Source organism: Micromonospora sp. NPDC002717 (assembly GCF_040295705.1).
GTDB lineage: Bacteria > Actinomycetota > Actinomycetes > Mycobacteriales > Micromonosporaceae > Micromonospora.
The window spans coordinates 25,393-48,432 of the sequence record NZ_JBEOVW010000020.1 but is presented as its reverse complement, the minus strand read 5'-3'; the positions used below and the strand labels follow the sequence as shown (position 1 = coordinate 48,432).

General features: G+C 69.7%; 20 protein-coding genes and 1 pseudogene. 13 read left to right on the top strand and 8 right to left on the bottom strand.

Annotation, left to right across the window (positions count from 1 at the left end):
- Window positions 1-50: 50 nt before the first annotated feature.
- The 3 genes from ABT006_RS25335 to ABT006_RS25325 all read left to right on the top strand — a co-directional run bounded on the left by ABT006_RS25335 (window position 51) and on the right by ABT006_RS25325 (window position 3,051).
- Complete coding sequence (locus ABT006_RS25335; RefSeq protein ID WP_350710258.1) at window positions 51-1,277, top strand: epoxide hydrolase family protein; 1,227 nt, start codon at window positions 51-53, stop codon at window positions 1,275-1,277.
- Between the two features lie 118 nt (window positions 1,278-1,395).
- Window positions 1,396-1,821 carry a transposase gene (locus ABT006_RS25330; protein WP_350710256.1) on the top strand — a complete coding sequence of 142 codons (426 nt, stop codon included), beginning with the start codon at window positions 1,396-1,398 and terminating at the stop codon, window positions 1,819-1,821.
- Window positions 1,822-1,881: 60 nt separating this feature from the next.
- Window positions 1,882-3,051 carry a low temperature requirement protein A gene (locus tag ABT006_RS25325; protein ID WP_350710255.1) on the top strand — a complete coding sequence of 390 codons (1,170 nt, stop codon included), beginning with the start codon at window positions 1,882-1,884 and terminating at the stop codon, window positions 3,049-3,051.
- Between the two features lie 112 nt (window positions 3,052-3,163).
- Here the strand turns inward: ABT006_RS25325 and ABT006_RS25320 are convergent, their stop codons facing one another.
- The 3 genes and pseudogenes from ABT006_RS25320 to ABT006_RS25310 form a co-directional block, all read right to left on the bottom strand.
- On the bottom strand, window positions 3,164-4,039 hold the full coding sequence (locus tag ABT006_RS25320; RefSeq protein WP_350710253.1) for an alpha/beta fold hydrolase: 876 nt from the start codon (window positions 4,037-4,039) through the stop codon (window positions 3,164-3,166).
- Between the two features lie 57 nt (window positions 4,040-4,096).
- Window positions 4,097-4,388 (bottom strand): annotated as a pseudogene (locus tag ABT006_RS35165) (IS256 family transposase); the annotation flags it as partial.
- Between the two features lie 284 nt (window positions 4,389-4,672).
- Window positions 4,673-5,050 carry a MerR family transcriptional regulator gene (locus tag ABT006_RS25310; RefSeq protein ID WP_350710251.1) on the bottom strand — a complete coding sequence of 126 codons (378 nt, stop codon included), beginning with the start codon at window positions 5,048-5,050 and terminating at the stop codon, window positions 4,673-4,675.
- Between the two features lie 124 nt (window positions 5,051-5,174).
- On the opposite strand from ABT006_RS25310, the gene ABT006_RS25305 reads away from it, so the two are divergent.
- Entirely contained in the window at window positions 5,175-6,287 is a 1,113-nt protein-coding gene (locus ABT006_RS25305; RefSeq protein ID WP_350710249.1) for an MFS transporter, read from the top strand.
- Between the two features lie 510 nt (window positions 6,288-6,797).
- On the opposite strand, the gene ABT006_RS25300 is transcribed toward ABT006_RS25305, so the two are convergent.
- The gene (locus ABT006_RS25300) at window positions 6,798-7,076 is read right to left on the bottom strand and encodes a site-specific integrase (RefSeq protein WP_350710248.1); all 279 of its coding nucleotides are present in this window, start codon (window positions 7,074-7,076) and stop codon (window positions 6,798-6,800) included.
- A 183-nt stretch (window positions 7,077-7,259) separates the two neighbouring features.
- Between ABT006_RS25300 and ABT006_RS25295 the strand changes: the two genes are divergently transcribed.
- Complete coding sequence (locus ABT006_RS25295) at window positions 7,260-8,600, top strand: low temperature requirement protein A (RefSeq protein WP_350710246.1); 1,341 nt, start codon at window positions 7,260-7,262, stop codon at window positions 8,598-8,600.
- A gap of 428 nt (window positions 8,601-9,028) precedes the next feature.
- Window positions 9,029-9,712, top strand: coding sequence for an MFS transporter (locus tag ABT006_RS25290; RefSeq protein WP_350710245.1), 684 nt, complete (start codon window positions 9,029-9,031; stop codon window positions 9,710-9,712).
- Window positions 9,713-9,821: 109 nt separating this feature from the next.
- Here ABT006_RS25290 and ABT006_RS25285 read toward each other — a convergent pair whose 3' ends face one another.
- Window positions 9,822-10,154 carry a hypothetical protein gene (locus ABT006_RS25285; protein ID WP_350710243.1) on the bottom strand — a complete coding sequence of 111 codons (333 nt, stop codon included), beginning with the start codon at window positions 10,152-10,154 and terminating at the stop codon, window positions 9,822-9,824.
- Window positions 10,155-10,387: 233 nt separating this feature from the next.
- Here ABT006_RS25285 and ABT006_RS25280 point away from each other — a divergent pair, with 233 nt between their 5' ends.
- Window positions 10,388-11,497 (top strand): prenyltransferase, encoded by a 1,110-nt coding sequence (locus tag ABT006_RS25280; protein WP_350710242.1) that lies wholly within the window; start codon window positions 10,388-10,390, stop codon window positions 11,495-11,497.
- Here the strand turns inward: ABT006_RS25280 and ABT006_RS25275 are convergent.
- Window positions 11,485-12,858 (bottom strand): cation:proton antiporter, encoded by a 1,374-nt coding sequence (locus ABT006_RS25275; protein ID WP_350710240.1) that lies wholly within the window; start codon window positions 12,856-12,858, stop codon window positions 11,485-11,487. The two genes, ABT006_RS25280 and ABT006_RS25275, sit on opposite strands and share 13 nt — an antisense overlap.
- 1,434 nt (window positions 12,859-14,292) lie before the next feature.
- On the opposite strand from ABT006_RS25275, the gene ABT006_RS25270 reads away from it, so the two are divergent.
- Together ABT006_RS25270 and ABT006_RS25265 are read left to right on the top strand one after the other, a co-directional pair.
- On the top strand, window positions 14,293-14,838 hold the full coding sequence (locus ABT006_RS25270) for an RNA polymerase sigma factor (RefSeq protein WP_350710238.1): 546 nt from the start codon (window positions 14,293-14,295) through the stop codon (window positions 14,836-14,838).
- Window positions 14,831-16,102: a WD40/YVTN/BNR-like repeat-containing protein gene (locus ABT006_RS25265; RefSeq protein WP_350710236.1), complete on the top strand. Its 1,272-nt coding sequence runs from the start codon at window positions 14,831-14,833 to the stop codon at window positions 16,100-16,102. The genes ABT006_RS25270 and ABT006_RS25265 overlap by 8 nt, the downstream gene beginning before the upstream one ends.
- A gap of 139 nt (window positions 16,103-16,241) precedes the next feature.
- Here the strand turns inward: ABT006_RS25265 and ABT006_RS25260 are convergent, their stop codons facing one another.
- Window positions 16,242-16,865: a TetR/AcrR family transcriptional regulator gene (locus tag ABT006_RS25260; RefSeq protein WP_350710234.1), complete on the bottom strand. Its 624-nt coding sequence runs from the start codon at window positions 16,863-16,865 to the stop codon at window positions 16,242-16,244.
- Between the two features lie 97 nt (window positions 16,866-16,962).
- Between ABT006_RS25260 and ABT006_RS25255 the strand changes: the two genes are divergently transcribed.
- Window positions 16,963-17,442 (top strand): MarR family winged helix-turn-helix transcriptional regulator, encoded by a 480-nt coding sequence (locus ABT006_RS25255; protein WP_350710232.1) that lies wholly within the window; start codon window positions 16,963-16,965, stop codon window positions 17,440-17,442.
- Window positions 17,439-19,073 (top strand): MDR family MFS transporter, encoded by a 1,635-nt coding sequence (locus ABT006_RS25250; RefSeq protein WP_350710230.1) that lies wholly within the window; start codon window positions 17,439-17,441, stop codon window positions 19,071-19,073. Before ABT006_RS25255 ends, ABT006_RS25250 begins: the two co-directional genes overlap by 4 nt.
- A gap of 215 nt (window positions 19,074-19,288) precedes the next feature.
- Here ABT006_RS25250 and ABT006_RS25245 read toward each other — a convergent pair whose 3' ends face one another.
- Window positions 19,289-20,161, bottom strand: a complete 873-nt coding sequence (locus ABT006_RS25245; protein WP_350710228.1) for a hypothetical protein — start codon at window positions 20,159-20,161, stop codon at window positions 19,289-19,291.
- A gap of 636 nt (window positions 20,162-20,797) precedes the next feature.
- Between ABT006_RS25245 and ABT006_RS25240 the strand changes: the two genes are divergently transcribed.
- Window positions 20,798-22,036: a S8 family peptidase gene (locus ABT006_RS25240; protein WP_350710227.1), complete on the top strand. Its 1,239-nt coding sequence runs from the start codon at window positions 20,798-20,800 to the stop codon at window positions 22,034-22,036.
- Window positions 22,037-22,223: 187 nt separating this feature from the next.
- On the top strand, window positions 22,224-23,024 hold the full coding sequence (locus tag ABT006_RS25235) for an ABC transporter permease (protein WP_350710225.1): 801 nt from the start codon (window positions 22,224-22,226) through the stop codon (window positions 23,022-23,024).
- Window positions 23,025-23,040 lie beyond the last annotated feature (16 nt).

Genomic DNA, 23,040 nt, shown 5'->3' with positions numbered 1-23,040 from the left:
GACGCCCTGCCAGGTGGTACTCGAAGGCCCTTACGAGGAGAGGAGACCAGGTGGCTGTCAAGACCGAAGCGCCAACGCGTGTCGCAGGCGTCCGGCCGTTCACCATAGAGATCCCCGAGGCGGAAATCGACGCGCTGCGTGCGCGCATCAGGGCAACGCGCTGGCCCGAGAAACAGACCGTTGACGATCAGTCGCAGGGCGTGCCGCTCCAGACGAGCCAGGCGCTCGCGCGCTATTGGGAGCAGGAGTACGACTGGCGCAAGGTCGAGGCGAGACTGAACGCCCTACCGAATTTCATCACCGAGATCGACGGGCTTGACATCCATTTCATCCACGTTCGCTCAAAACACGAAGACGCGCTGCCGCTCATCGTCACGCACGGCTGGCCCGGCTCGGTGATCGAGCAGTTGAAGATCGTCGGTCCGCTCACCGATCCCACAGCCCACGGCGCGGACGCGTCGGACGCCTTCCACCTGGTGATTCCGTCGATGCCCGGCTACGGTTTTTCGGGTAAGCCGACCACGCCCGGCTGGGGCCCGGAGCGCATCGCACGTGCCTGGATCGAGTTGATGAAGCGCCTCCGCTACACGAGGTTTGTGGCGCAAGGCGGTGACTGGGGAGCGCTTGTCACGGATCTGATAGGGCTGCAGACGCCTCCGGAACTGCTCGGCATTCACACCAACATGCCTGGTACGGTTCCACCCGATATTGACAAGCTGATCCAGTCCGACATCACCGGGCTGAACCAGGCACTCGGCTCACTGCCCGCCAATCTCTCCGACGAGGAAAAGCGCGCCTGTGAGCAGATGGATTTTTTCTGGAAGCACGGCGCCTACGCTCTCATGATGGGCACCCGCCCAGAGACGTTGACCGGACTCGCGGATTCGCCCATCGCTTTGGCGAGCTTCATGCTCGACCATGACGCAGCCAGTCTGGAGCTGATCTGCGGGGCCTTCGCCGGGCAGCCTGGAGGCCTCACGCGGGACGACATCCTCGACAACATCACGCTCTTCTGGCTGACGAACACGGGGGTTTCGGCGGCGCGTCTCTACGCGGAGAACAAGTTCTCCTTCCTCGCCGCCAAGGGAGTCACGGTCCCGGCCGCCGTGAGCGTCTTCCCTGACGAGCTCTATCAGGCCCCGCGGAGTTGGGCAGAACGGGCCTATCCCAATCTCATCCACTACAACAGGCTCGACCGGGGCGGGCACTTTGCGGCCTGGGAACAGCCGCAACTCTTGTCAGAAGAGCTCCGCGTCGGCTTCCGGCCGCTTCGCTAGATCCTTGGTCGCCAACTTCTCGGCACTTGAGTCCTCCCTGAATGAGCGGGGCCGGTCAGGGGTGGATCTTGAATGTATTGCCGCTTTCTGCTCCGGTCCGGTCGGCTTCTGACGCGCGTTGTCTCGCTGCCGGGGCCAAGGCTGGCCGGAGACACCCGTCAGGGGCTTGGCCTTGACGCCGGCGAGAACGACGAACCCTGGGGGCGCCGGAGGCGCGGGTGGCTGCGGCACCGCGGCCTGGCTCCGTCGGCTTTATTCCGGCGTACGAGCACGGCCTCACCTGACCCCCCGAGACCGGACCCCCTCCCGACTTGGCACCCTGCCGAGCAGGAGGAAACCGCGTGGGTCGACAGAGCACGTACGTACCCCCGAGGAGTTCTGGTGTCAGGCCGTAGCGCTGGTGCTGGATTCCGACCGCAGGATCTGGGACGTGGGTCGGGAGTTGGGCGTCAACCACGAGACGCTGCGTAACCGGGTGGCTCAGCTGAGGCAGGAACCGGTGCAGCAGGGTGGGTCCTGGCACGTGATACGACCCGACAGGTGATGACGGCCAGGAGTAGTGACCGCGTGGGGAGGGGGCGGGCGGTTGGCCGGAGGCGGCGGCTTGACCCGGCTGTCCCGTACCGCCGGTCTGCTGGGGCTACGCTACCCCGGCAGGCCGGAGCTGAACGAAGAGCGGCACGCCACCTGGCTTGAGCTCTTCTTCGACCTGGTATTCGTCCTGGCTCTGTTGGGCGTGACCGCACGGTTGGACACCCGGGCATCGCCGAGTGCAGCAGAGCTCGTCGTTGCCGTCGTGCTCTACTTGCTCATCCAGTGGTCATGGATCGGCCAGTCTTTCTACGACACCCGCTACGACCCGGACGACACTCTGCACCGACTGCTCGTGCTGGCCGCGACGCTCGGCGCGGGCGCCATTACCCTCGGTGTGCCGGAAGCTCCATCCGGGCTGTTGTTGCCGGTCGGGTACCTGATCGTGCGTGGCTGTCTGCTCCTGATGTACCTGCGAGTCCTTACAGCCGACCGGTCCTCCTGGGATCTGGTCGCCGTCTACCTCACCGGATTTGGTACCGGCTGGTTGCTCTGGGCTGGGTCGCTGGCCATCTCCCCGGCTGCGCGGCCGGCAGTGTGGATCACCGCACTGGCCATCGAGCTGCTCACCCCGTGGCTCGGCCGCCGCTGGCTCCGCCGCCATCCCGTACACCGCACCCACCTGCCTGAACGGCTGGGGCAGTTCACCATCATTCTGCTCGGCGCCACGCTGACCAATCTGCGTGACGCGGTACCCACCGCGCACCCGCCCGCCCGCGTGGTGGCCGCCGCCTTTGCGGCCTTCCTCCTGCCAGCCAGCATCTGGTGGATCTACACCACCTACGTGAACAGCAGGCTCGCCGTGCCGCAGTTGGGCAGCGGTCAGGGCTACGCCTATCTCCACTCACCCGCTGGCGCCGCCGTGCTCTTCCTGGGATGGGCGCTGGGTGTAGCGGTGTACGAGATCGGGCAGTCGCGTCAGATGCCGTTCAACGCGCGACTCGTGCTGGGCGGGTCGATCGTCACGTGGATGCTGTGCGGGTTGGGTCTGCACCGCTTCGCTCTCGGTCGCCTGCCCCGGCGCCGGTTCATCGTTGGCCTGGTCGGAATCACGCTGGCCATCGTGGTGACACTGGTGGTCACCGAACCTGGCCTGCTGCTCGGGCTCACCTCGGCGCTTCTCGTCGGGTACGCCATCGTGGTCAGCCCGCAGATCGTCAAGGCCACCAAAGATTATCGATGAGCTTCCCTGCCGTAACGGCGGCGCCGGCAACCACCAGCTGGTGCCGTTGCCAGGCATCGGCAGGACCACGCCCGGCGTCGACAAGCTGTTCATCGAAGTCAGCCAGACTGCCTCATTTCTGTCGAAGGAATTGCAGGATCTTCGCGGTGAGTTCGGCAGGCCGTTCCTCGAAGATCCAATGACCGGAGTCCTCGATGACGCCGCCGCTTACAGTCGTGGCGTACTGCTTGACCTGGCTAAGTACTGCGGGCCCGAGGCTGGCTTGGGCGCCGAGGGCGAGTACCGGCATGGCCAGTTTTGTTTTGCCGTACTCGGCGTTGTCGGCGATGTCTTGGGGGAAGGCCCGGAAGTACTCGAAGCTTGCTCGCAGGTGGGCGCCGTCCTGCAAGTGGCGGGCGTACTCGTGGATGTCGTCATCGCCGATGCCGTTCTTCTGCACCCGCAATGAATCGATGAACCGGTCCACCCAGAGGGCTTCCCGACCGGCCACGAGCTGTTCCGGCAGGCCGTTGGCCAGGCTGAAGAAGCCGAAGTTCCAGACGCCGGGTCCCTTCGGGGTCAGGGCCGGCACCTGGTACAGACTCTGGTCGGGGATGGGTGCTTCCGTGAGTACCAGCCTGCTCACCTGGTCGCGGTGCACGGCGGCGTACGCGTACGCGACCATGGTGCCGACGTCGTGGCCGACGAGGCTGACCTCGCGGTCAAGGTCAAGTTGGGCGAGCAGCCCGTACACGTCGCCGGCGAGGGTCTTCTTGTCGTAGCCCCCTGTCGGGGCGTCGCTGCCGCCGGCTCCTCGAAGGTCGGGGGCGATGACCGTGAAGTACTGCGTGAGCTCCGGCAACACCTTGCGCCACATGTACCACGTCTGTGGATACCCGTGTAGCAGCACCAAGGTGTTGCCTTGACCGCCGCGAACGTAGTTGATCGTGACATCACCCACCCGCGCCGTCTGCTCAGTGAACGGATGCGGAACTCGCTCGTTACCCATGGCCACTCCCTCTGCCGCCATACGCAGCGCTCGGGCTACCCGACTCCGGTGCTGGTACACCTCCTGGCTGGCGGCGGCGTTGCGGGAGTTCTCGCCGTTGTGCCCGGCCGGGTCGCCCTTTGTCACAGCCCAGGTGATCGGTGATTTCGCCGTTCAGCGCGGCTTCCAGACCCGCTTGGTCAGCTGCTGCAACAGCCCACCCTCACCGGTGAGTTGCAGACCCACCGCCCTCGCCTGCTCCACTACCCTGGGCCAAGAGCTGATCGTCGATCCCGTCTCCCACCGGCCGCGCCGGTCTATGCTTCGCCATTTGATCAGTATCGACCTCGGTGATCGAAACATCCGTCATCAGGTCCTTGATCAGGAGTTGCACCCTTCGTTTAAGACGAAGGACCCACCGATGCCTTCCACACGTCGTTCCCATGACACCACCGCCGGGCCGGCCACCGAGCGGAGGCGGTCGGTGTGGACCGCGGACCAGGTCCGAGCTCTGGGCCTGACCACCGACCTCGCCACGGCCGCTGACATCCTCGGAATCTCACGGTCAGCGGCCTACAAGCTAGCCCGCCGGAACTCCTTCCCGTGCCGCTCATCCGCGCCTGCACCCACTACCGGGTGCAGGCGGGATGGTCACTATGCGATGGATGACTCCACGGGGTTGGGTTGGGCCGGGGCGCGCGTGGTTGCGAGCAGGTCGTCCAGCAGCGACCGCGTGTGGACGAGTTGGTCGATGTCGTTGGTGATCCGGCGGCGCTCTGCTTCGAGACGTTCGCGGCAGTCGTCTAGCAGCAGGGATTCGCCGGACAGGCATGCCAGGATCTCGCCGATGAGGTCCATGCCGAGGCCCGCGGCGAGGAGGGTCTGGATGTGCGCCACCCTGCGGATTTCTGAGTCGCTGAAGATCCGGTACCCGCTGGGGGTTCGGTCCGGCCTCAGGGCACCCTTCTCCTCGTAGTAGCGCAACGCTCGCACGCTGACTCCGGTCCGGTCCGCCAGCTCTCCGATTTTCATCTGGCCGCTCCGTTCGCTACTCGGGCTTGACTCTCACACCGACGTGAGAGTTTAGCGTGCCAGGCATGCTCCGACTTGCCATCCTCATGTTCTGCGTCTTCAGCATTACCACCGGTGAATCGTGGTGGCCGGAATCATGCCCGAAGTCGCCACCGACCTCGAGGTCACCGTCGGCACCGCAGGCCTGCTGATCACTGCCTACGCCGTGGGCATGATCATCGGCGGCCCGGTGCTCACCGCGGTGACCGCCGGGATCGACAGGAAGCGGCTGATGCTGGCACTGCTGGCTGTCGCGGTCGTAGGGAACGCGGTCTCCGCCCTCGCCCCCGAATTCTCCTTCCTCTTGACCGCCCGGGTGGTCACCGCGCTGGTGACCTCGACCTTCTTCGCCCAAGCCATCGTGGTCGCAGTGCAGTCCGCGCCACCCAAGCGAGCCGGGACCATGGTTGCCCGGCTGGCCTTCGGGATGAATCTGGCCATGATCCTTGGAGCGCCCATCGGCACCCAGATCGGCAGCCAGTGGGGTTGGCGCGCGACGTTCGCCGCGATTGCCGTTGCGTGCCTGATGGGGCTGGGCCTTGTGTTCCTGCAGCTCGCACCGCCGAGCGACGCGGGTCGGACCTCGGCGGTCTCGGAGTTGCTGGTGTTGCGACAGCGGCCGGTGCTGGTGGCGCTGGCCATCACTGCGGTCGGCAACGTCGGTGTTCTCATGGTGTTCAACTACCTCGCCCCGCTGCTTACGGATCTGGGCGGCCACCCCGCCACCCGGCTGCCGGTCCTGCTCCTCGCCTACGGCATCGGCGCGACGATCGGCAACCTAGTCGGCGGCACGCTCTACGACCGCAACCCGTGGCTCTTCCAACCAGCCCTCCTCGGGCTGCTGGCCGCAACCCTTGTGGGCACCTGGTTCGTCGCCGCCTCAACCACACTCACCGCGGTGGCGGTCGTGGCAATCGGCCTCCTCGGCTTCGCGATCATCCCCGGCATGCAAGCACGCGTGATGATGACCGCCGCCGAAGCGCCCACGCTGGCCATGGCCGTCAACGCGTCCGGATACCAGGTCGCTGCTGCCTGCGCCGGCCTGTTCGGCGGACTGATCGCCGATTCCGCTGCTGGTCCCAGGCCCATCTACCTCGTAGCCGCGGGCTTGACCATGTGCGGCCTGCTCACGACCGCCGTGGCTACCCGTTCCCTGCACGGGACCCACCGCGAAGGCGCCGCAGTGACCGCGGACTGACGCCCGTCGACCTGGGTCTCGAACGATTCGGGCCCAGGACTCACCCCAGATGTCCGCTGGGCACACCCACTCCTCCTCCTCGCGGGTCGCGGTGCGATCCGTGACACGAGAGCCGACTCAGTCTGTTCCAGCAGCGTCCGTACGCGCGTCAAGGTCCGGTCGACATGGCGGACCGGGCGGCGGCCCGCTCCCCAGGAGGGCGGGTCGACGGCAGACAGTGAGGATGGCAGCAGAAGCGGGGGGTTCGGGTCACGTTGTGCGCTGACGCACTCCGCGGGCGACTCGGACAACGAGCCAGGTGCCGCCGGCCAAGAGACTCAGTCCGAACAAGGCGATGACAGTCTCATAGATCCGAGAAGAATCGCCGAGAGACGGCCCATCCGGCGGCAGGCCATCCCAAGCGCTCCAAGCGCCGTAGACGAACAGCACACCGACAACTGCCAACGCGAGCGCCACAAGCAGAGACGCGGCCCGCCCGATCCACTTCAACATCGCAGCAGTATTGCAGCCCTAGCCGCCCCCGGCGAGGCCAGACGACTCCAGAATGGAGTTGTCAACGGTTCCGGAGGGTGGTTGGGGATCTTGCGGCGCCTTCGGTGTCCGTCTCTCCTTGATGAGGGTGGCGACGGTCTTGCGGAAGGTGTGGGTGACCCAGTCGAGATCGATGTCGGCGCCGGCCTGGCGCCACTGACGGCGGACGTTGTTGGGCGACAGCCAGGTGCCGCGTCTGGAGGCGAGGATCGCGTCACGGGGGTTGTCGGCGGCGACGAGCTTGCGGGTCAGGAGCATGCCGACGGGGAAGCTGCAAGTAGAAGCCCGCAGCGGCCCGCGGGCCGCACCCCGCGCCTGGGCGGTCGGCGGCACCGCAGCTCCAGCCCGTTCCGTCGGCGCCGCCCCGCCGACCCGCATAGAATCCGGCCGACCGGCACGAAACAGGCCATTCCGAGCCAGGCGTACTGTCAGACTGGCGCCGTGACGAAGGAAGGACCGACGGCAGGAGGTGACAGGGGGAAGACCCCAGGGCGCAAGCCCGTACGCGCGCACCTGCGCGACGCCGTCGTCAGCCTGCTCGGCAGGCGGCGGGTACGCGAAGGCACCCGCACGGCCACCGAGGAGCTCTTCTTCGACTTGGTCTTCGTGTTCGCCTTCGTCCAGCTCGTCGCGCTGATCCGGAGCGACTACACCCCTCAGGGCGTGCTTCGCGGAATGCTCGTGCTGGCCCTGCTGTGGTGGTCCTGGGGCGCCTTCGCGTGGCTGACCAACAACCTGCAGGCCAGTTTCGGGGTGATGCGGTTCGGGTTGTTCGTGGTCACCGGGATCACTTTCGTGATGGCGCTGTCGACCCTCGTCGCGTTCACCGACCGGCCCGGCGGGCTGTACGGCCCGCTCGTCTTCCCCATCTGCTATTTCCTCGTGCGGTCGCTGCACCTGGCGCTGTACGCGTACGCCGTCTCGGCCCGGCACGTGGCCCGGCACATCCTGGTGCCCGCGGTGCCGATGGTCGCCAGCACCGCCCTGCTCGTCTACGCCGCGCTCGTGCCGCACCGACTCCTCACCGACCAGCGACAGGTCGCCATCGCCGTGACCCTCCTCTGGCTGCTGGCCGTGCTCGTGGACTACGTGGGTAGCTTCACGTTGCCCGTCTGGGAGATCGGCATCTTCTCCGCCCGGCACTGGTGCGAGCGGTACGGGTTGATCCTGATCGTGGCCGTGGGCGAGAACATCATCTCGATCGGAACATCCAGCTCCAACGTGTCGCTCAGTTGGCAGCTCCTGTTCGCCGTCATGCTGGCCATGACCGTCACCGGGGCGGTGCTCTGGACCTACTTCGACGTGGTGGCGCTCGTCGGTGAGCAGGTGCTCGAGCGGGCCGACCCGAAGACCAGATTCGCCCTCGCCCGGGACGCCTACAGCTACCTGCACCTCCCCATGGTCGCCGGCATCCTCCTGCCAGCCCTCGGGATACGCGAGCTCGTCAAGAACGTCGGCCACATCGATGGACATCACCCCGACGAACGGCTCTCCGCCATCGGTCTCTTCGGCCTCTACGGGGGGATGGCCCTCTTCCTCCTGGCCAACGTCGCCTACCAGCTGCGGATGGCCCACACGATCAGGACAATCATCTGGACCCGGGTGGCTGCCGTTCTGGTGCTGGCCGCGTTCGTCCCTGTCGCACGGCGGATATCGGCCATCGGTGCGCTGGGCCTGCTGGCGGCTGTCTCCTTCATTCTGATCGTCGTGGAGGTCATCGTGGCCGACGGGCAGCGCCGTCGCCTGCGCGAGTCGGGCCTGGCCGCCCGGATGCAGGTTTGAGGAACCTGCATCCGGCGGCCGACTAGATGGTCACGACGATCGTGTTGGCGGTTGCCTCGCCACTGCCCCCGTTCACGCCGCGGGTAGCGTCGTGCCGTGCTTGGGTGGGCATTGCGTCGGTGGGGATTCGGGGTGCGGTGGCGGCGATGAGGGCGGCCATCCGGCAGCGGGGCTGTCAAGACATGTCGACTTGAAGCTCGTGAGCCGGCTGGAGTTCGGCTCGGGGGCAGTGGCGATGCGATACGAGCCGAGAGGGTTGCCATCGGGCTGGTAGCCCGAGCCGGCGGCATCATCATGGGGCTTTGGTTCACGGATCTCGTTACTGCAATGCGGCCCAGTGGCTGTCCACAGCTACCGCCTCGCCAACGGACCCGCCGGCTTTCGGGCGAGGTATTGGCGACCGAGGGTCAGGTCCATACACTCACCGCGTGATCCCGCCCGGATACCCCGCCCAGTCTCGACCATCGATGGTTCGCCCGCCCTGGTCGCTTGCGGGCCCAGCGCTTAGTGCGTTCCTCGCCGCCGGACTCCTCATCGCGCCCGTCGGACCGCTGGTCAGCGCCATTACGCGCGACCTCGGACTGTCCACGGCGGGCATGACGATGACCGTGGTCGCACAGTACGTGGTGGCAACGGTGGCCCTGGTCGCGCCCGGCTATCTGCTCGGCCGGCGGTGGCCCACCGCAATCGCGTTGCCTGCGCTGGCGCTCCTGATCATCGGTAGCGTCGTGAGCGCGTTCACGCCGGGGGCGGCACTGTTCGCGGTCGGGCGGGTGATCGTCGGGCTGGGTGCCGGAACCGCGGCCGGCGCCGCCCTTGCCCTCGCCAGTCAACTGGTCCGCGGGCGCTCCCGGGCCCGGCTGGCGCTCGGCCTCGCGCTCGGCGCCGCTCTCCTGCTCGGACCCGTCGTGAGCGGCATGCTGGCGCAGGCGCTGAGTTGGCGGACGGCGCTTTTGGCCGACGTGCTGGTGGCCACGGTCGCGCTGTTCAGCACCATAGCAAGCGGCATCGCCATGTGGGTCCTGCGTCCGTCCCAGCCCAGCCCGCCGGCCACCCCTGCTGCCACAACGCCGCGGCCCGGCGCAACCTGGATCGGTGACCCAGGGCGCTGACAATCCGCCCAGTCGTGCCACCGGATGTCGTGGAGGCGGAGACGGTGGCGATGATCTACGACGAGGTCGACGGGTTGCCGGGCCGCACCAGGCCAACGACAGCGACCGGTCAGATTCGTCTTGGTCGGATGCGATGCCCAGCCCGATGCTGCCCCTCGGCCAGCAGGAGGTCCACGGCGGCGAGGACTGCCTGCCAGGCCCGGGTGGCCTCCGGGTCGCGGCGCTTGGCGAGTCGCTCGAAGATGGCGAGGCTACGCTGCACGGACTCCAGGTGCGGATCAAAGACCGAGGGCCGGTTCCAGCGGAGATAGCCCGGTGTCACGTGGAGCCGGACGTAGTTGGCGTTTCGGTAGCGCGGGTTGCTCAGTGAGCGCTGGCGGAGGTAGGCCAACTTCCCGAGCGCCAGCGTGTCGGCGAGAGGCAGCTTCTCGTCATTGGCCACGTAGGGCATTTTTGGCTGAGGTCTTCGCCCTCAAGCCAACGGTTTGCGGCCTGTGACGATCGTGAGGGCCAGGGCCGCCGTCGGGGTTGGGACGATCGCACGTCGTGCCGCAGTGGCAATGGACGCTTACCCGACAGATCGTGGCGATTGTCGTTGGCGGGGACGAAGGTTGTGGTCGCGGTCTGAGCACGGGGAGGCGCTACACGATGGACGCGTTGTCGGAACCTCAGTCGATGGCAGGACCTCGCCGGCCTGACGCCGGGCCGGTGGCCGGGCGGGGCGACACTCCGTGGCGGGGTCTCGTCCGACTGGCCCGACTCCGCTTCCTGCTGTACAACCTCCTGCCGGTGGGTCTCGCCGTGGCGGTGTCGGTACACCAGGGCTATCCGCTAGATCTCACGTGGTACGCCGTCGCGCAACTGTTCGCGTGGACGGTCCACGTCATGACGCACTACTGCAACGAGTATTTCGACCTGGCGGCCGACCGGGCGAACGTCTACTTCACGCCGTGGACGGGCGGCAGCCGGGCCCTCGTCGACGGGGTGGTCGCACCCGTGGTGTCGTTCCGCGCCGGAGTCGTCCTGTTCGGCGTGTCGGCGTTGATGGTGGCTGTCATGCCGTCCTGGCAGGCGCGCGTGCTCGCCGCCGCGGCCGTGGTGCTGGCCTGGTTCTACACGGCGCCACCGTTGCGGCTGAACTACCGGGGCGCGGGGGAGATGACGGTCGCCGCGATACTCAACGGCCTGTGGCCGGCCGTCGCGGTGGTGCTCCAGGCCGGCACCGTACCGATGGTGCTGTTGGCCGTGCTGGCGCCCACCGCGGTGCTGCAGGTCGCCCGGATGATGGTGATGAACCTGGGCGACCGCCGATCGGACGCGATGGTCGGCAAGCGCACGCTGCCCGTCATCATCGGTTACCGGCCGGCGGTGCGGGTGATCGTCGGGGCGCAGTTGGTCGGGTACGCGACGCTCACCGTCTTCGCGTTGCTCGGCTGGGTGCCGTGGCTGGTCTGGGCGGCGATGGCCGCCACCGCGCCGCTGTCGGCCTGGCTCGTCGGGCAGCTCCGCGGCGGCGCGATGCGCGACCTCGACCCCCGGCGCATGACACCGGTGGTGTTCTGGGCCTCGAACCACGTGTCCCTGATCGTCGCGGCGGCGATGCTGGGCGTGATCCTGGATGCGGCGCGCCGTTCCGCGGACGGTGGTGCGCTGGCCGTGCTCGGCGCGGTTCTCGCCGGCTACGGGATGCTGTTCGCCCACCGCCTCTGGTTGGCGCGCCGACACTCCGAGCGCGGGCAGGATCTCGCCCAGCGTGCGCGTCCTGAGCCGGCTCAACGAGGTTGAGCGGACGGCTCCCGTGGTGCCCCGGTCGCGTGATCGACTTCCGTCTCCGCCACGACGTCGCCGTCGGAGACCGGTGGGGCCGGTGATCCCGACCGACGTTGGATGAAGTAGTACAGCGGTGTGGCCGCCAGCGTGGTGATGACGGTCATCAGGGCCAGGACGGTGTACAGCGCCGGCGTCACCAGTCCCTTTTCCAGGCCGATGTTCAGCAGGACGAGTTCCATCAGTCCGCGCGCGTTCATCAGGGCGCCGACCGAGGCCGCGGCGCCCCACGGTAGACCGGCCGTGCGGGCACCGATGGTGCACGCCACGCCCTTGCTCAGGAAGGCCACCACGACCACGATCACCAGGACCAGCAGCACACCGGGATCCGTCAACACGCTGAACTGCGTGGCCAGGCCGGAGTAGACGAAGAACGTCGGCAGCAGCAGCCGGACCGTGACCGGCTCGATGCACACCCGCAGGGCCTCGGTGAAGCGGCCACGGGGTATGGCGACGCCGAACAGGAAGGCCCCCACCACCGCGTAGATCCCGACCGCCTCGGTGTACGCGGCACAGAGCAGCAGAATGATCATCGTCGTGATGAGCCCGGCGGGACGCAGCCCGTCGTCGTCCATGGCCCAACGGGCGAGCCTGACGGACAGGGTGCGACCCACGGTCAGGACCACGAGGACGTAGAGCAGGCCGCCGCCGAGGGCGAGCAGCGCGACCGACGCGTCGCCCTGGGCCGAGGAGACCACCACGGCCAGCAGGACCCAGGCGACGGTGTCGTCGACGGCGGCGCACGCCAGGGCCACCGTCCCGGTGGGGCTGCCGCCGAGATTGTTCTCGTGGATGATGCGCGCCAGCATCGGAAAGGCGGTGATCGCCATTGCCGTGCCGACGAAGAGGGCCGCCTGCCATGCGGCCACCTTCTCGTCGAAGAACGTCCGGTTGCTGGCCAGCACCCAGCCCAGCACCGCGCCGGTGGCGATCGGTGCGATGACGCCGGCGACGGACGACCCGAGCGCCGAACGGAGGTGTCCCGTGAGCACGTCGGTGCGGAACGACATCCCGACGACGAACATGTAGAGGACCAGGCCGAGCTGGCCGGCCACGTAGAGCACGATCAGCGATGGGTGGGCGATGCGGCTACCGGCGTCGCCGGCGTCCAGATGCAGCGTGGTCGGGAACAGCCAGCCCTGCAGGGCGGGCAGCAGGAGACCGAGCAGCGTCGGCCCCAGCAGGAAGCCCGCGACCATGTCGGCGACGACCTGTGGCTGGCCCAGTCGGCGGAGGAGGAGTCCGACCGACCAGCAGGTGAACAGCACCACCGCGAGTTGGAGGAAGAAGTGCAGGGACAGGGCGAGATTCGACGGCATCATCACCTCGGCGGTCGCAGGCTTTTTGGTGTGGGCAGGAAGAACTGACGCATGCCGTACCGCGGTGGCCGACGCCGGCACCGGCGGGGAGCCGCGCAGTTCGCCGATGACCACGAGGTGATCGCCGGCCGGGAGGGTGGGGCACCACATCGAGGTCCGCGGTGGCGCGCGCGCCGTCGGTCGGCCAGGACGGCCGCCGGACGGGGAGGTTCGCGGCCGTACGCGCGAGAACTGGTGCTGCCAGAACGCGGACGCGCGCGTCGCGCCGCCGTGCGGCAGGTCGAGCGAGGAATTGGCGCGACTCGGCGCGGCACCGGACGTCGCGTCGGCCGTTCGCGCGACGCCGAGAAGTGGCGGCGGCAGGCACGCGTTTCCACTGGCGAGCAGGTCGTTGTCCGTGGCCGACCAGCGCGATCCGCCGGGGCGAGAATGGCAACCTCGGGAGGGTTTACGCATCAGGTCGCGGAAGTCCTCTGGCTTCATCTGTCGTCCTTTCGGGGCGACGGTTCGCCGACGACGCGACTGCGTCAGATAATCGTGTTGCGCAAGCGGATACGTCAATGATTCAGCGCTTGGTTCAGCAATCGTGGAGAGTGTCTGACCGCTGGTGAGGTGGGCCGTGGGCCGGGGGCGGGTGGAGGCGCGGCGGGGCAGGTCGGTGTGCCGGGAGCCGTGAATACCCTGGTAGTTGCCACTGGTCGGGTGGCTGCGGGATCGGCCTCGACGTGCTGGTGGGTTCCTCGCTCGGCCCGTCGGGCCGACGGCGAACTCGGCCGGTGCGGCGCCGGCTCGCGTTGGTACGTGCTGCCGGGCGCGTTTCCCGTGGGCGTTCGGCGGGGCGCGTTACGAAGGTGCGGAAACGAGAATTGGGCCCGCAGAAAATCCCACGTCGCGAGTGGCCTGTCCGGGCATCGGATTCGCAGAGAAATTGATCACCGTTGGGTCGGAGCCGAGTTCACGGATATGCCTGTGTGGTTCGCGTGTGCGGCGTGGCTGAATCGGTCGTCGGGAATCTTCAGCGTATTCAGGGTCGGGGGCGCTGTCCTCCGACTGCCGTGCGGCAACAGTTTCCCCGATCCGCCTGTTGGCGCTGACGTCAGGTCGGCGCCAGGAGCGGCATCATGCCGTACTGCGGCGGATCCGGCGCCGTCACGCCTGGGGTCGTCCCACCGCGTCGGTGCCGCGCGAATGGTTGGCGGCACCGGCGATCCTCCTGCCCCATCGGACACGGCCGGAGAGCATCAGCACCGCCGCCGGCGCGGTGGGCAGGGCCACTGCCCCGACTTCCGTGATCCAGACTCCTGGACGGTGACCCGTCGCCGCCCCGCGACGCTTCGCCGGCGCGAGCGAGCGGCGATTCGCCGAGCGGAGGTGTCACCGGGGCGGCTGCTGGTTGGTCTCAAGGGATGCAGAGGTTGAGCAGGAGGAGACGATGTGTCGGACATCCAGGAGCAGATCCGGGAGTTGTACGCCGCCGCGGCGTCGCGTCTGGTGTCGCAGTTGTTCGCGATCACCGGTGACTACGCGGAGGCTCAGGACGTAGTACAGGACGCCTTCGTGCGGGCGCTGGCCCGGCCGGGTCGGTTCGGCCAGGTGGAGCATCCGGAGGCGTGGCTGCGTACGGTGGCCCTCAACATCGCCCGGAGCCGGCACCGACGCCGAATGGTCTTCGCCCGGCTGGCGCGCTCCGGCCAACTCGACGGTGGACAGCGGGGGGCCGCGGGCATGTCGCCCGACCACGTCGCCCTCGTCACCGCACTCCAGCGGCTGCCGCGCCCGGCCCGTGAAGCCGTCGTGCTGTACCACATCGCGGACATGACGGTGGCCGACGTGGCGGAGACCTTGGGCTGCTCCGTGGAGGCGGTCAAGACCCGCCTTGTCCGGGCCCGTCGTGCCCTCGCCGTCGGCCTCGACGACACCGCCGACATCACCACCGTTCGACCAGCGATCGTGAACGAGAGAGGTTCTCTCCATGCCTGACCTGGACTTTGCCGGGCTCGACCGGGCCGCCCAGGCGGCCTTCAGACCGGACTTCACCGAGGTACGGCGCCGGGCGGCACGCCGTCGACGGCACACCCGCGTGGCTGCGGCCTCGCTGACCACACTCGCGCTGGTCGCTGTCGCCGGCGTCGCCTCCGCCGGTCTGCACCGCGCGGACCCCCAGGTGTCCGTTCCCGGCCTCGGCGGGACCACGACGCCCGGCTTCATCCCGACGCCAGCGCCTTCCACCAGCCCTGTCCCCGGTGAGGCCCGGACTCCTCGTCCGGGCCCGGTGGTCGCGGGAGACCTCGACCACTTCTACTTCCGCTGGAAGAACTGCCGGGAGGACGACTGCGTGCTGATGGTGTCGGGCACCGCCGACCGTGGGGCGACCTGGCGCAGCCGCGAGCTTCCACTGTCCGGCAACGCGCTGGTCGCCCTCGCCGCGGCCGGGCAGCGCACGCTGATCGCGTCGTACCAGGTCGCCGTCGGGGCCGGAGACCGGCAGGGCTGGCTCGCGAGCGTCGACGGCGGGGAACGGTGGCGGGAGGTGACGGCGGACACGGCCGTCCAGGTGCCCGACGGATGGCGCGTGCTCAACCACATGATCGGCCCGCGCGCCGACCGGATCGTGGCGGCGGACCCGGCCACGGGTGACGTCGTGCAGGTGGCGCAGACCACGGGGCTGGAGTTGCCCGCGCTCGCGGAAGACGTGCCGCCCGAGGCGGGCATCTGGGGCAGCGGCTACACGGCCGTGGACACGATAGACGGCCGGCTCGTCGGCCGGGGCAGCGCGATCACGGTGAGCCGCGACGGAGGCCGTACCTGGCAGCGACACGTCTTCGCCGGGCCGCTCACCGCCGGCCACGACGTCGCGCTCGACGTGGCCACGTGGGACGGCCGCACCGTCTACGCCGTCGGCAGCATCGACGGCACGCTGGTCGTCCATCGCAGTGGTGACGGTGGCCGGACCTGGCAACGCACCGCCGGCAGCGCGGCCGTGGGTGACCGGCAGCTTCGCGCCTCCGTCCGGTCCGACGGAACGCTGGTCATCCAGGCCGGTCTCGTCGCCGACGACCGGCCGCTGATGTTCAGCAGCGGCGACGGGGGGCAGCACCTGTCCCCGATGGAGCCCGCGCCCGGCGCGGCGGCCGTACCGGTACCGGGCGGATACGCGCAGCGCGGCTGGCCGCACACCCCGGGCACGTGGTGGTCCGCCGACGGGAATACCTGGTCCTTCCTGGGCGCGCCCGACCTGCCCTGACGCGGGGCTCCCGCCGGGCCGGCACCGCCCGGCGGGAGCGCGGGACCGGGCAGCGGTGGCGCGGCGAGATCCACGGATGCGTGCGCACCGTCCGCTGCCGACCGCGGCGGCGGTCGCGGCGTGGGTGGCCGCTGCTGGCTCAGGTGGTGCCAGGTGGGGGAGCGGCAGCCTCGACGGCCGGTGCGGAGGCCGCCTCCGCGAGCGCGGCCCGGAGGGTGTCGCGCAGCGGCCCGTCGGGGTGCTCGATCCAGTGCTGGACGGCGACGCGCAGGGTGGCCAGGAAGGTCGCCGCCAGGACCCGGGCCCGCAGCTCCGGGTCGGGGCCGGCCAGCCGGTGGACGAACTCGTCGGCGAGTTCGCGCTCGATGGTGGTGTACGCCGCGATCTGCTGGGCGACGAGTCCCGGGTGTCCCCGCAGTTGGCGGCGGCGGACCAGCCACGAGGGGGGCGTGCTGCCGTACACCTCCTCGGCGAGCTGTTCGGCGGCCCGGCTCAGCGCGCGCCAGGGCGGCGCGTCGGGTGGTTGCTGGCGGACCAGCTCCAGCAGTCGGCGAAGTCGCACGGCGTCGCCGTGGAAGATCGCCTCCTCCTTGCTGGAGAAGTAGTTGGAGAACGTCCGGCGGGACACGTTCGCGGCATCGGCGATCGCCTCGACGGTGACGCGGTCGAGCCCGTGCTCGGAGGCCAGGCGCAGAGCCGCCTCGTGCAGGGCGAGGCGGGTTGCCGCCTTCTTGCGCTCCCGTAGCCCGGTGGCCTCGTCCATGCCGTCAGCCTAGTGCCGACGTGACTCGTTTCTCACTGCGCAAACTTGCCCATTGGGCAAGATCGGCAGATGCTTGTATGCGGCAACCATCTGCGATGTGGGGGAAACGGTGGACGGCACCGCTCGTCAACTCGGCACCAGGCTGCACGAACTGGTCCGGACCGTACGGCTGATCCGGCGGCGCCGGGCCGACGTGCGGCCGCTCGTGCCGCTCGGCCTGGTCGGCATGCTCATGCAGATCGACCGGCTTCCCGCCGGCTGCCACGCGCGGGAGCTCGCCGCCCGCACCGGGCTGGACCCGTCGACCGTGAGCCGCGCGATCGCCTCGCTCGTCGGGCTCGGCCTGGTCGAGCGGGGCGCCGACCCGACCGACATGCGAGCCAGGGTCCTGGCCGTCACCCCTGACGGCCGGGCCGCCCTGACCGAGATCTTCGACTGGTACGGCGGGGTGCTCGAGCGGGCGCTCGCCGACTGGACGCCCGACGAGATCGCGGCGCTGAGCGGGGCGCTCGGCCGGTTCACCCGCGACGTCGAGACCGCCCTCGGACACCACGACAACCTGGAGGCCGCGCGATGAGCGCACCCACCACGACGACCGGCGACACGCCGATGACGCATCGGCAGACGCTGGAGGCGCTCAGCGGCCTGCTGCTGGTGCTCTTCGTCGCCATGCTCAGCGGCACCGTCGTCTCGACGGCGCTGCCGAAGATCATCGGCGCGCTGAACGGGTCGCAGACCCAGTACACGTGGGTGGTCACCGCCACCCTGCTCACCGCGACCGCGACCACCCCGATCTGGGGCAAGCTCGCCGACCTGTTCAACAAGAAGCTCCTGGTGCAGGTCGCCATCGTCGTCTTCCTGGTCGGCTCGGTGGTCGCCGGCCTCGCCCAGACCGCCGGCCAGCTCATCGCCGCGCGTGCGTTCCAGGGCATCGGCGTCGGCGGCCTCCAGGCGCTCGTCCAGGTCGCCATCGCGGCGATGATCCCGCCGCGGGAGCGCGGCCGGTACAACGGCTACCTCGGCGGCGTCATGGCCGTGGCGACGGTCGGCGGCCCGCTGCTGGGTGGGCTCATCGTCGACACGTCCTGGCTCGGCTGGCGCTGGTGCTTCTTCGTCGGGGTCCCCGTCGCCGTCCTCGCGCTGATCCTCCTCCAGGTCACCCTGCGCCTGCCCACGGTCCGCCGCGACAACGTGAAGATCGACTACCTGGGCGCCAGCCTGATCGCCGCCGGGGTCAGCGTGCTGCTCATCTGGATCTCCTTCGTCGACGACTCGTTCGCCTGGGTCTCCTGGCAGAGCGCGGCGATGGTGGGCGGCTCGGTCCTGCTGCTCGCCCTGGCGGTCTGGGTGGAGGCGCGGGCTGACGAGCCGGTGGTCCCGCTCGACCTGGTCCGCCAGCGCACCACCGCCCTGGCCATCCTCGGCAGCCTCGCGGTCGGCATGGCCATGTTCGGCGGCGCCGTCTTCCTCGGCCAGTACTTCCAGATCGGCCGCGGCTACAGCCCGACGGAGGCCGGGTTGCTCACCATCCCGATGATGGCCGGCGTCCTCGGCTCGTCGATCGTCGCCGGTCGCCTGATCACCAGGACCGGGAAGATCAAGCCCTACATCCTCGTCGGGGCGGTCGTGCTTGTCGCCGGTTTCGCCCTGCTCGGCACCATCGACCACGAGACGTCGCTGGTGCTGGTCGGCGCGGCCATGTTCATCGTGGGCGTCGGGGTCGGCATGACCATGCAGAACCTCGTCCTCGCCGTGCAGAACACCGTCTCCCTCAAGGACATCGGCGCGGCCAGCTCCACCGTGGCGTTCTTCCGCTCCCTCGGCGGCACCATCGGGGTGTCGGTGCTCGGCGCGGTCCTCGCCCGCCGGGTCACCGAGCAGATCACCACGGACCTCGCCGCCGCGGGCATGGCCACCTCCGGCGGGGGGACCGGCAGCCTCAACATCGACGCCATGCCGGCCGCGGTCCAGCAGATCGTCCGGGCCGCGTACGGCGACGCCACCGGACACATCTTCCTGATCTCCGCGGCCATCGCCGTCGTCGGCGTCCTCGCGGCGGCCCTGCTCAAGCCGGTCACCCTGCGCACCAGCCTGGACCTGCCGGACGCCGCCTCGGCGGCCGTCGCCGCCGACGCCGTCGACGGCGCTCCCGCCTTCGACCAGGTGGACGTGGACGCCGTGGCGAAGGAGTCGTCGGCCCGCCGCTGAGGTCCGCCCCACGTCAGCAGGGGCCGCCGCCGTAGGAAGACGGCGGCGGCCCCGTTCGTCGGCGGGGAGGCGGAGCCGGCGTCGGGCCCGCGCACCCTGCGCGACGGTCGCGTGGTCGAGGGCGACGCGGCCTGTTCCGCCACGGGTGCGGCGGACGCGGGAAACACGTCGGGGAGGGACGGTGACCGTCCCTCCCCGACGTCGACCGGGCCGCCTCAGGACAGGAACTTGTCCAGGGCCGCCTCGATGGTGCCGGAGTCCGGCGCCGCGTACGACTTCATGGTGTTCTTGTTGTACGAGATGAAGCTCGGGCACCGGTTCGCCGGGGCGCTCACGGTGCCGCCGTCGCCGATCTTCTCGCCGGTCTTCGCCGCGTAGAAGGTCAGCTCGTAGCGCGACGAGATGTAGTCGATGGTGACCTGCTTGTCGGAGCTGTCCTTGTACTGGCACTTGCGGGGCGTGCCCTCGCTGCCCTCCACGAACTTCAGGCAGCCGACCACGGAGACCGACTCGAAGTCGGCGCTCTTGGCGTAGTACGGCTTGTTCGAGGCGATCGACTTCGACGACCAGAACGTCAGCCGGTCGGGGTTGTTCGAGAAGACGTACGCCTTGGCGCCGGACGCGCCGTTGTAGGGCGCCGCGTTGAGGATCTGGCTGCCCTCGCAGACGTCGCCCAGGTCGCTGGAGTAGCGGGCGGTCACCGCGTTGTTGCTGTTGCCGGGGTCCTGCGACTCGGACTGCCCGGGGGTGGGGGTGGCGTCGGTGCCGGGCTCGCTGGACCCGCTCGGGGTGGCGGACGCGACCGGAGTGGGATCGTCGTCGTCGTTGACGAGGACGAACCCGACGCCGGCGCCGCAGAGCACGAGCAGGACCACCACGGCGGCGGCGGACAGGCCGATGATCAGGCCCTTGTTCGACTTCTGCGGCGGCGGGACCGGGGCCCCGAACTGCGGTGGCTGCCCTGGCTGGCCGTATCCGGGGTACCCGCCCTGCGGGGCCGGGTACCCACCCTGCGGGGCCGGGGGCCCGCTCCACGGGTTGACGTTCGGATCCGGCTGCCCTCCGTACGGAGGGTGACTGTCGGTCATCTGAAGCCCTTATCGATGTCGATGTGTGCCCAGGCACGGGGATCATGCAACAGGGTAGTGAGCGCTCCAAATCTCGACAGTTGCCGGCGATCAGGTCGAGGCCCGGGTCATAGCCGCCAAGAACCGGCGATCACTGTCCGTGGAGGAGGCGGCTGCCCTGAGTCGACGGGGGTCGGCGGCGGCCCGGTGGCGTCGGAAAGGCGGATCCGGGCCGTGCAGCGGGATTCCGCGCCCTGCGCCGCTCAAGTGTGGACGCCGCGCCGGGCGCGCCTGCCCCGTGACGAGAATCACTCATGCTGCCGGTCCGCGATGTGGGCGGCGCCGCGCGGCCGGGCGCCTCGGTCGGCCCGCCGTGTCGCCCGCCGCCGGGCGCGGGGTGTCGCCGCCGTCGCCGCGTAGCCGTCGCCGTGGTGGCCGCTCGGTCCGTGGCTCCGGGCGGCCGTAGATGTCGACGTATCTCAATTGGTTCTTGTTCGCGCAAGTCTTTCACGTGCGGTTCTTCAACATCGTCCTCACATCGTGAACACCAAGAAAATATACGTAGATGAATATGATGGCTAAGGTTTCCTCATCGTCCACCGCCTGCCGGGTGCGCCACGAGCCATCCGAAGGCCACGACAGTAGGAGGACCGGGAGATGACGCTCCCTCGCACTCGACGGCGTATCCTCGCCGGCGCGGTCGGCGTGTTCGCCAGCGCCGCCATGGTCACCACCATGATCGGCGCCCCGGCGACAGCCGCCCCCGGAACCGGCGAGATCCGCAGCGCCGGCGGCGCGACGGCCGTGGCCGACAGCTACATCGTGGTGCTCAAGGACAGCAGCGTCGGCGGTCGCGCCGGCACCCGGCAGGCCGAGGTGCGCAGCAGCGCCGGCTCGCTGGCCGCGCGTTTCGGCGGGACGGTCGGGCAGGTCTACGGCGACGCGCTCAACGGCTTCGAGGTGCGGCTGTCGGAGCAGGCCGCCAAGCGCCTCGCCGCGCACCCCGCCGTCGACTACGTCGAGCAGAACCACACCGTGACGACGACCGCCACCCAGTCCAACCCGCCGTGGGGTCTGGACCGCATCGACCAGCGGGCCCTGCCGCTCAGCCGCACGTACACCTACAACAGCAGCGGCACCGGCGTCACCGCGTACATCATCGACACCGGCATCCGGACCACCCACGTCGACTTCGCCGGCCAGGCCGTCGACGGCTACGACGCGATCGACAACGCGCTGCCGGCCGCCGACTGCAACGGCCACGGCACGCACGTCGCGGGCACCGTCGGCGGCAACACCTACGGCGTCGCGAAGAACGTCCGGCTGGTGGCCGTGCGGGTGCTGAACTGCCAGGGCAGCGGCACCTGGGCGCAGGTCATCGCCGGCATCAACTGGGTGACGTCGAACCACCAGGCGGGCCAGGCCGCGGTGGCGAACATGAGCCTCGGCGGCTCCTACAACAGCTCCCTGAACACCGCCGTGGCGAACTCCATCGCCGACGGCATCACCTACGCCGTGGCCTCCGGCAACTCGAACGCCAACGCCTGCAACTACTCGCCGGCCTCGGTCCCGACGGCGCTCACCGTCAACGCCTCGCAGAGCAACGACGCGCGGGCCTCGTTCTCCAACTGGGGCACCTGCACCGACCTGTTCGCCCCCGGCGTGGGCGTCCTGTCGGCCTGGTCCACCAGCGACACCGCCACCTCGTCCATCAGCGGCACCTCGATGGCCTCGCCGCACGTCGCGGGCGCGGCTGCCCGGGTGCTCAGCGTCAACCCGGGCTGGACGCCCGCCCAGGTCCACTCGTACCTGGTCAGCCAGGCCACGACCAACGTGATCACCAACCCGGGCAGCGGCTCGCCGAACCGCCTGCTCTACCTCGCTCCGACCTTCTGACCCTCCGGCGCCGGTGGCCTGACGGCTCCGGCGGGAACGGTCGCACCGGCCCCGAGGCGTCCCGCCCCGGGGCCGGCCCGCGTCCGGGCCGCTCTTCGCCGCCTGCGGAGTCGTCCGCCCAGGTCCGGGCGCCGGTCGGTGCGAGGCCGCCGTCCCGCGGCCGTCCGCGCGCCGGCAGACTTGCCGGATGTCATCGACGATGCTGGTGGTCGGCCCGGAGTTGGCCGCCGCCCTGGTCGCCCTGGCCGTGGTGGCGGCCGTCGTGGTCCGGGCCGGTGGGCTCGGGCACGGCCGGCAGGTGCTGGTCGCCGCGGCCCGCGCCGCGATCCAGTTGGCGGCCGTGTCGCTGCTGATCACCGCGATCGTGGTGTCGCTGTGGGCGACGGCGGCCTTCGTCGTCCTGATGTGCGCGGTGGCGGCGGCCACCTCCGGCCGGCGGATCACCGGCCGGTGGGACTGGTGGGCGGGCGTGCCGATCGCGGCGGGGAGCATGGCCGTGGTGGCGGGGCTGCTGTCGGCGGGGCTCGTGCCGATGCGGGGGATCGCCGTCATCCCGGTGGCCGGAATCCTCATCGGCGGGGCGATGACCGCGACGTCGCTGGCGGGCCGGCGGGTGCTGGACGAACTGACCGCCCGTGGGGGAGAGGTGGAGGCCGCCCTGGCGTTGGGACTGCCGGCACGGGAGGCCGTCCTGCTCGTGTGCCGTCCGGTGGCCGGGCAGGCGCTGGTGCCGGCGCTCGACCAGACCCGCACGGTGGGCCTGGTGACGCTGCCGGGCGCGTTCGTCGGCGTGCTGCTGGGCGGCGCCAGTCCACTCACGGCCGGGATCACGCAGTTGGTCGTGCTGGTGGGGCTCCTCGCGGTGGAGGCGGTCGCGGTCGTCATCACCGTCGAACTCGTGGCCCGCGGCCGGTTGCGTCCGGCCCGGGCGGAGCTGCTCCCGTTCGACCTGCGGGCGGTCGGTGGCGGCCGGCGGGTCCGGACCTGACGCCGGGGGCGGTCCG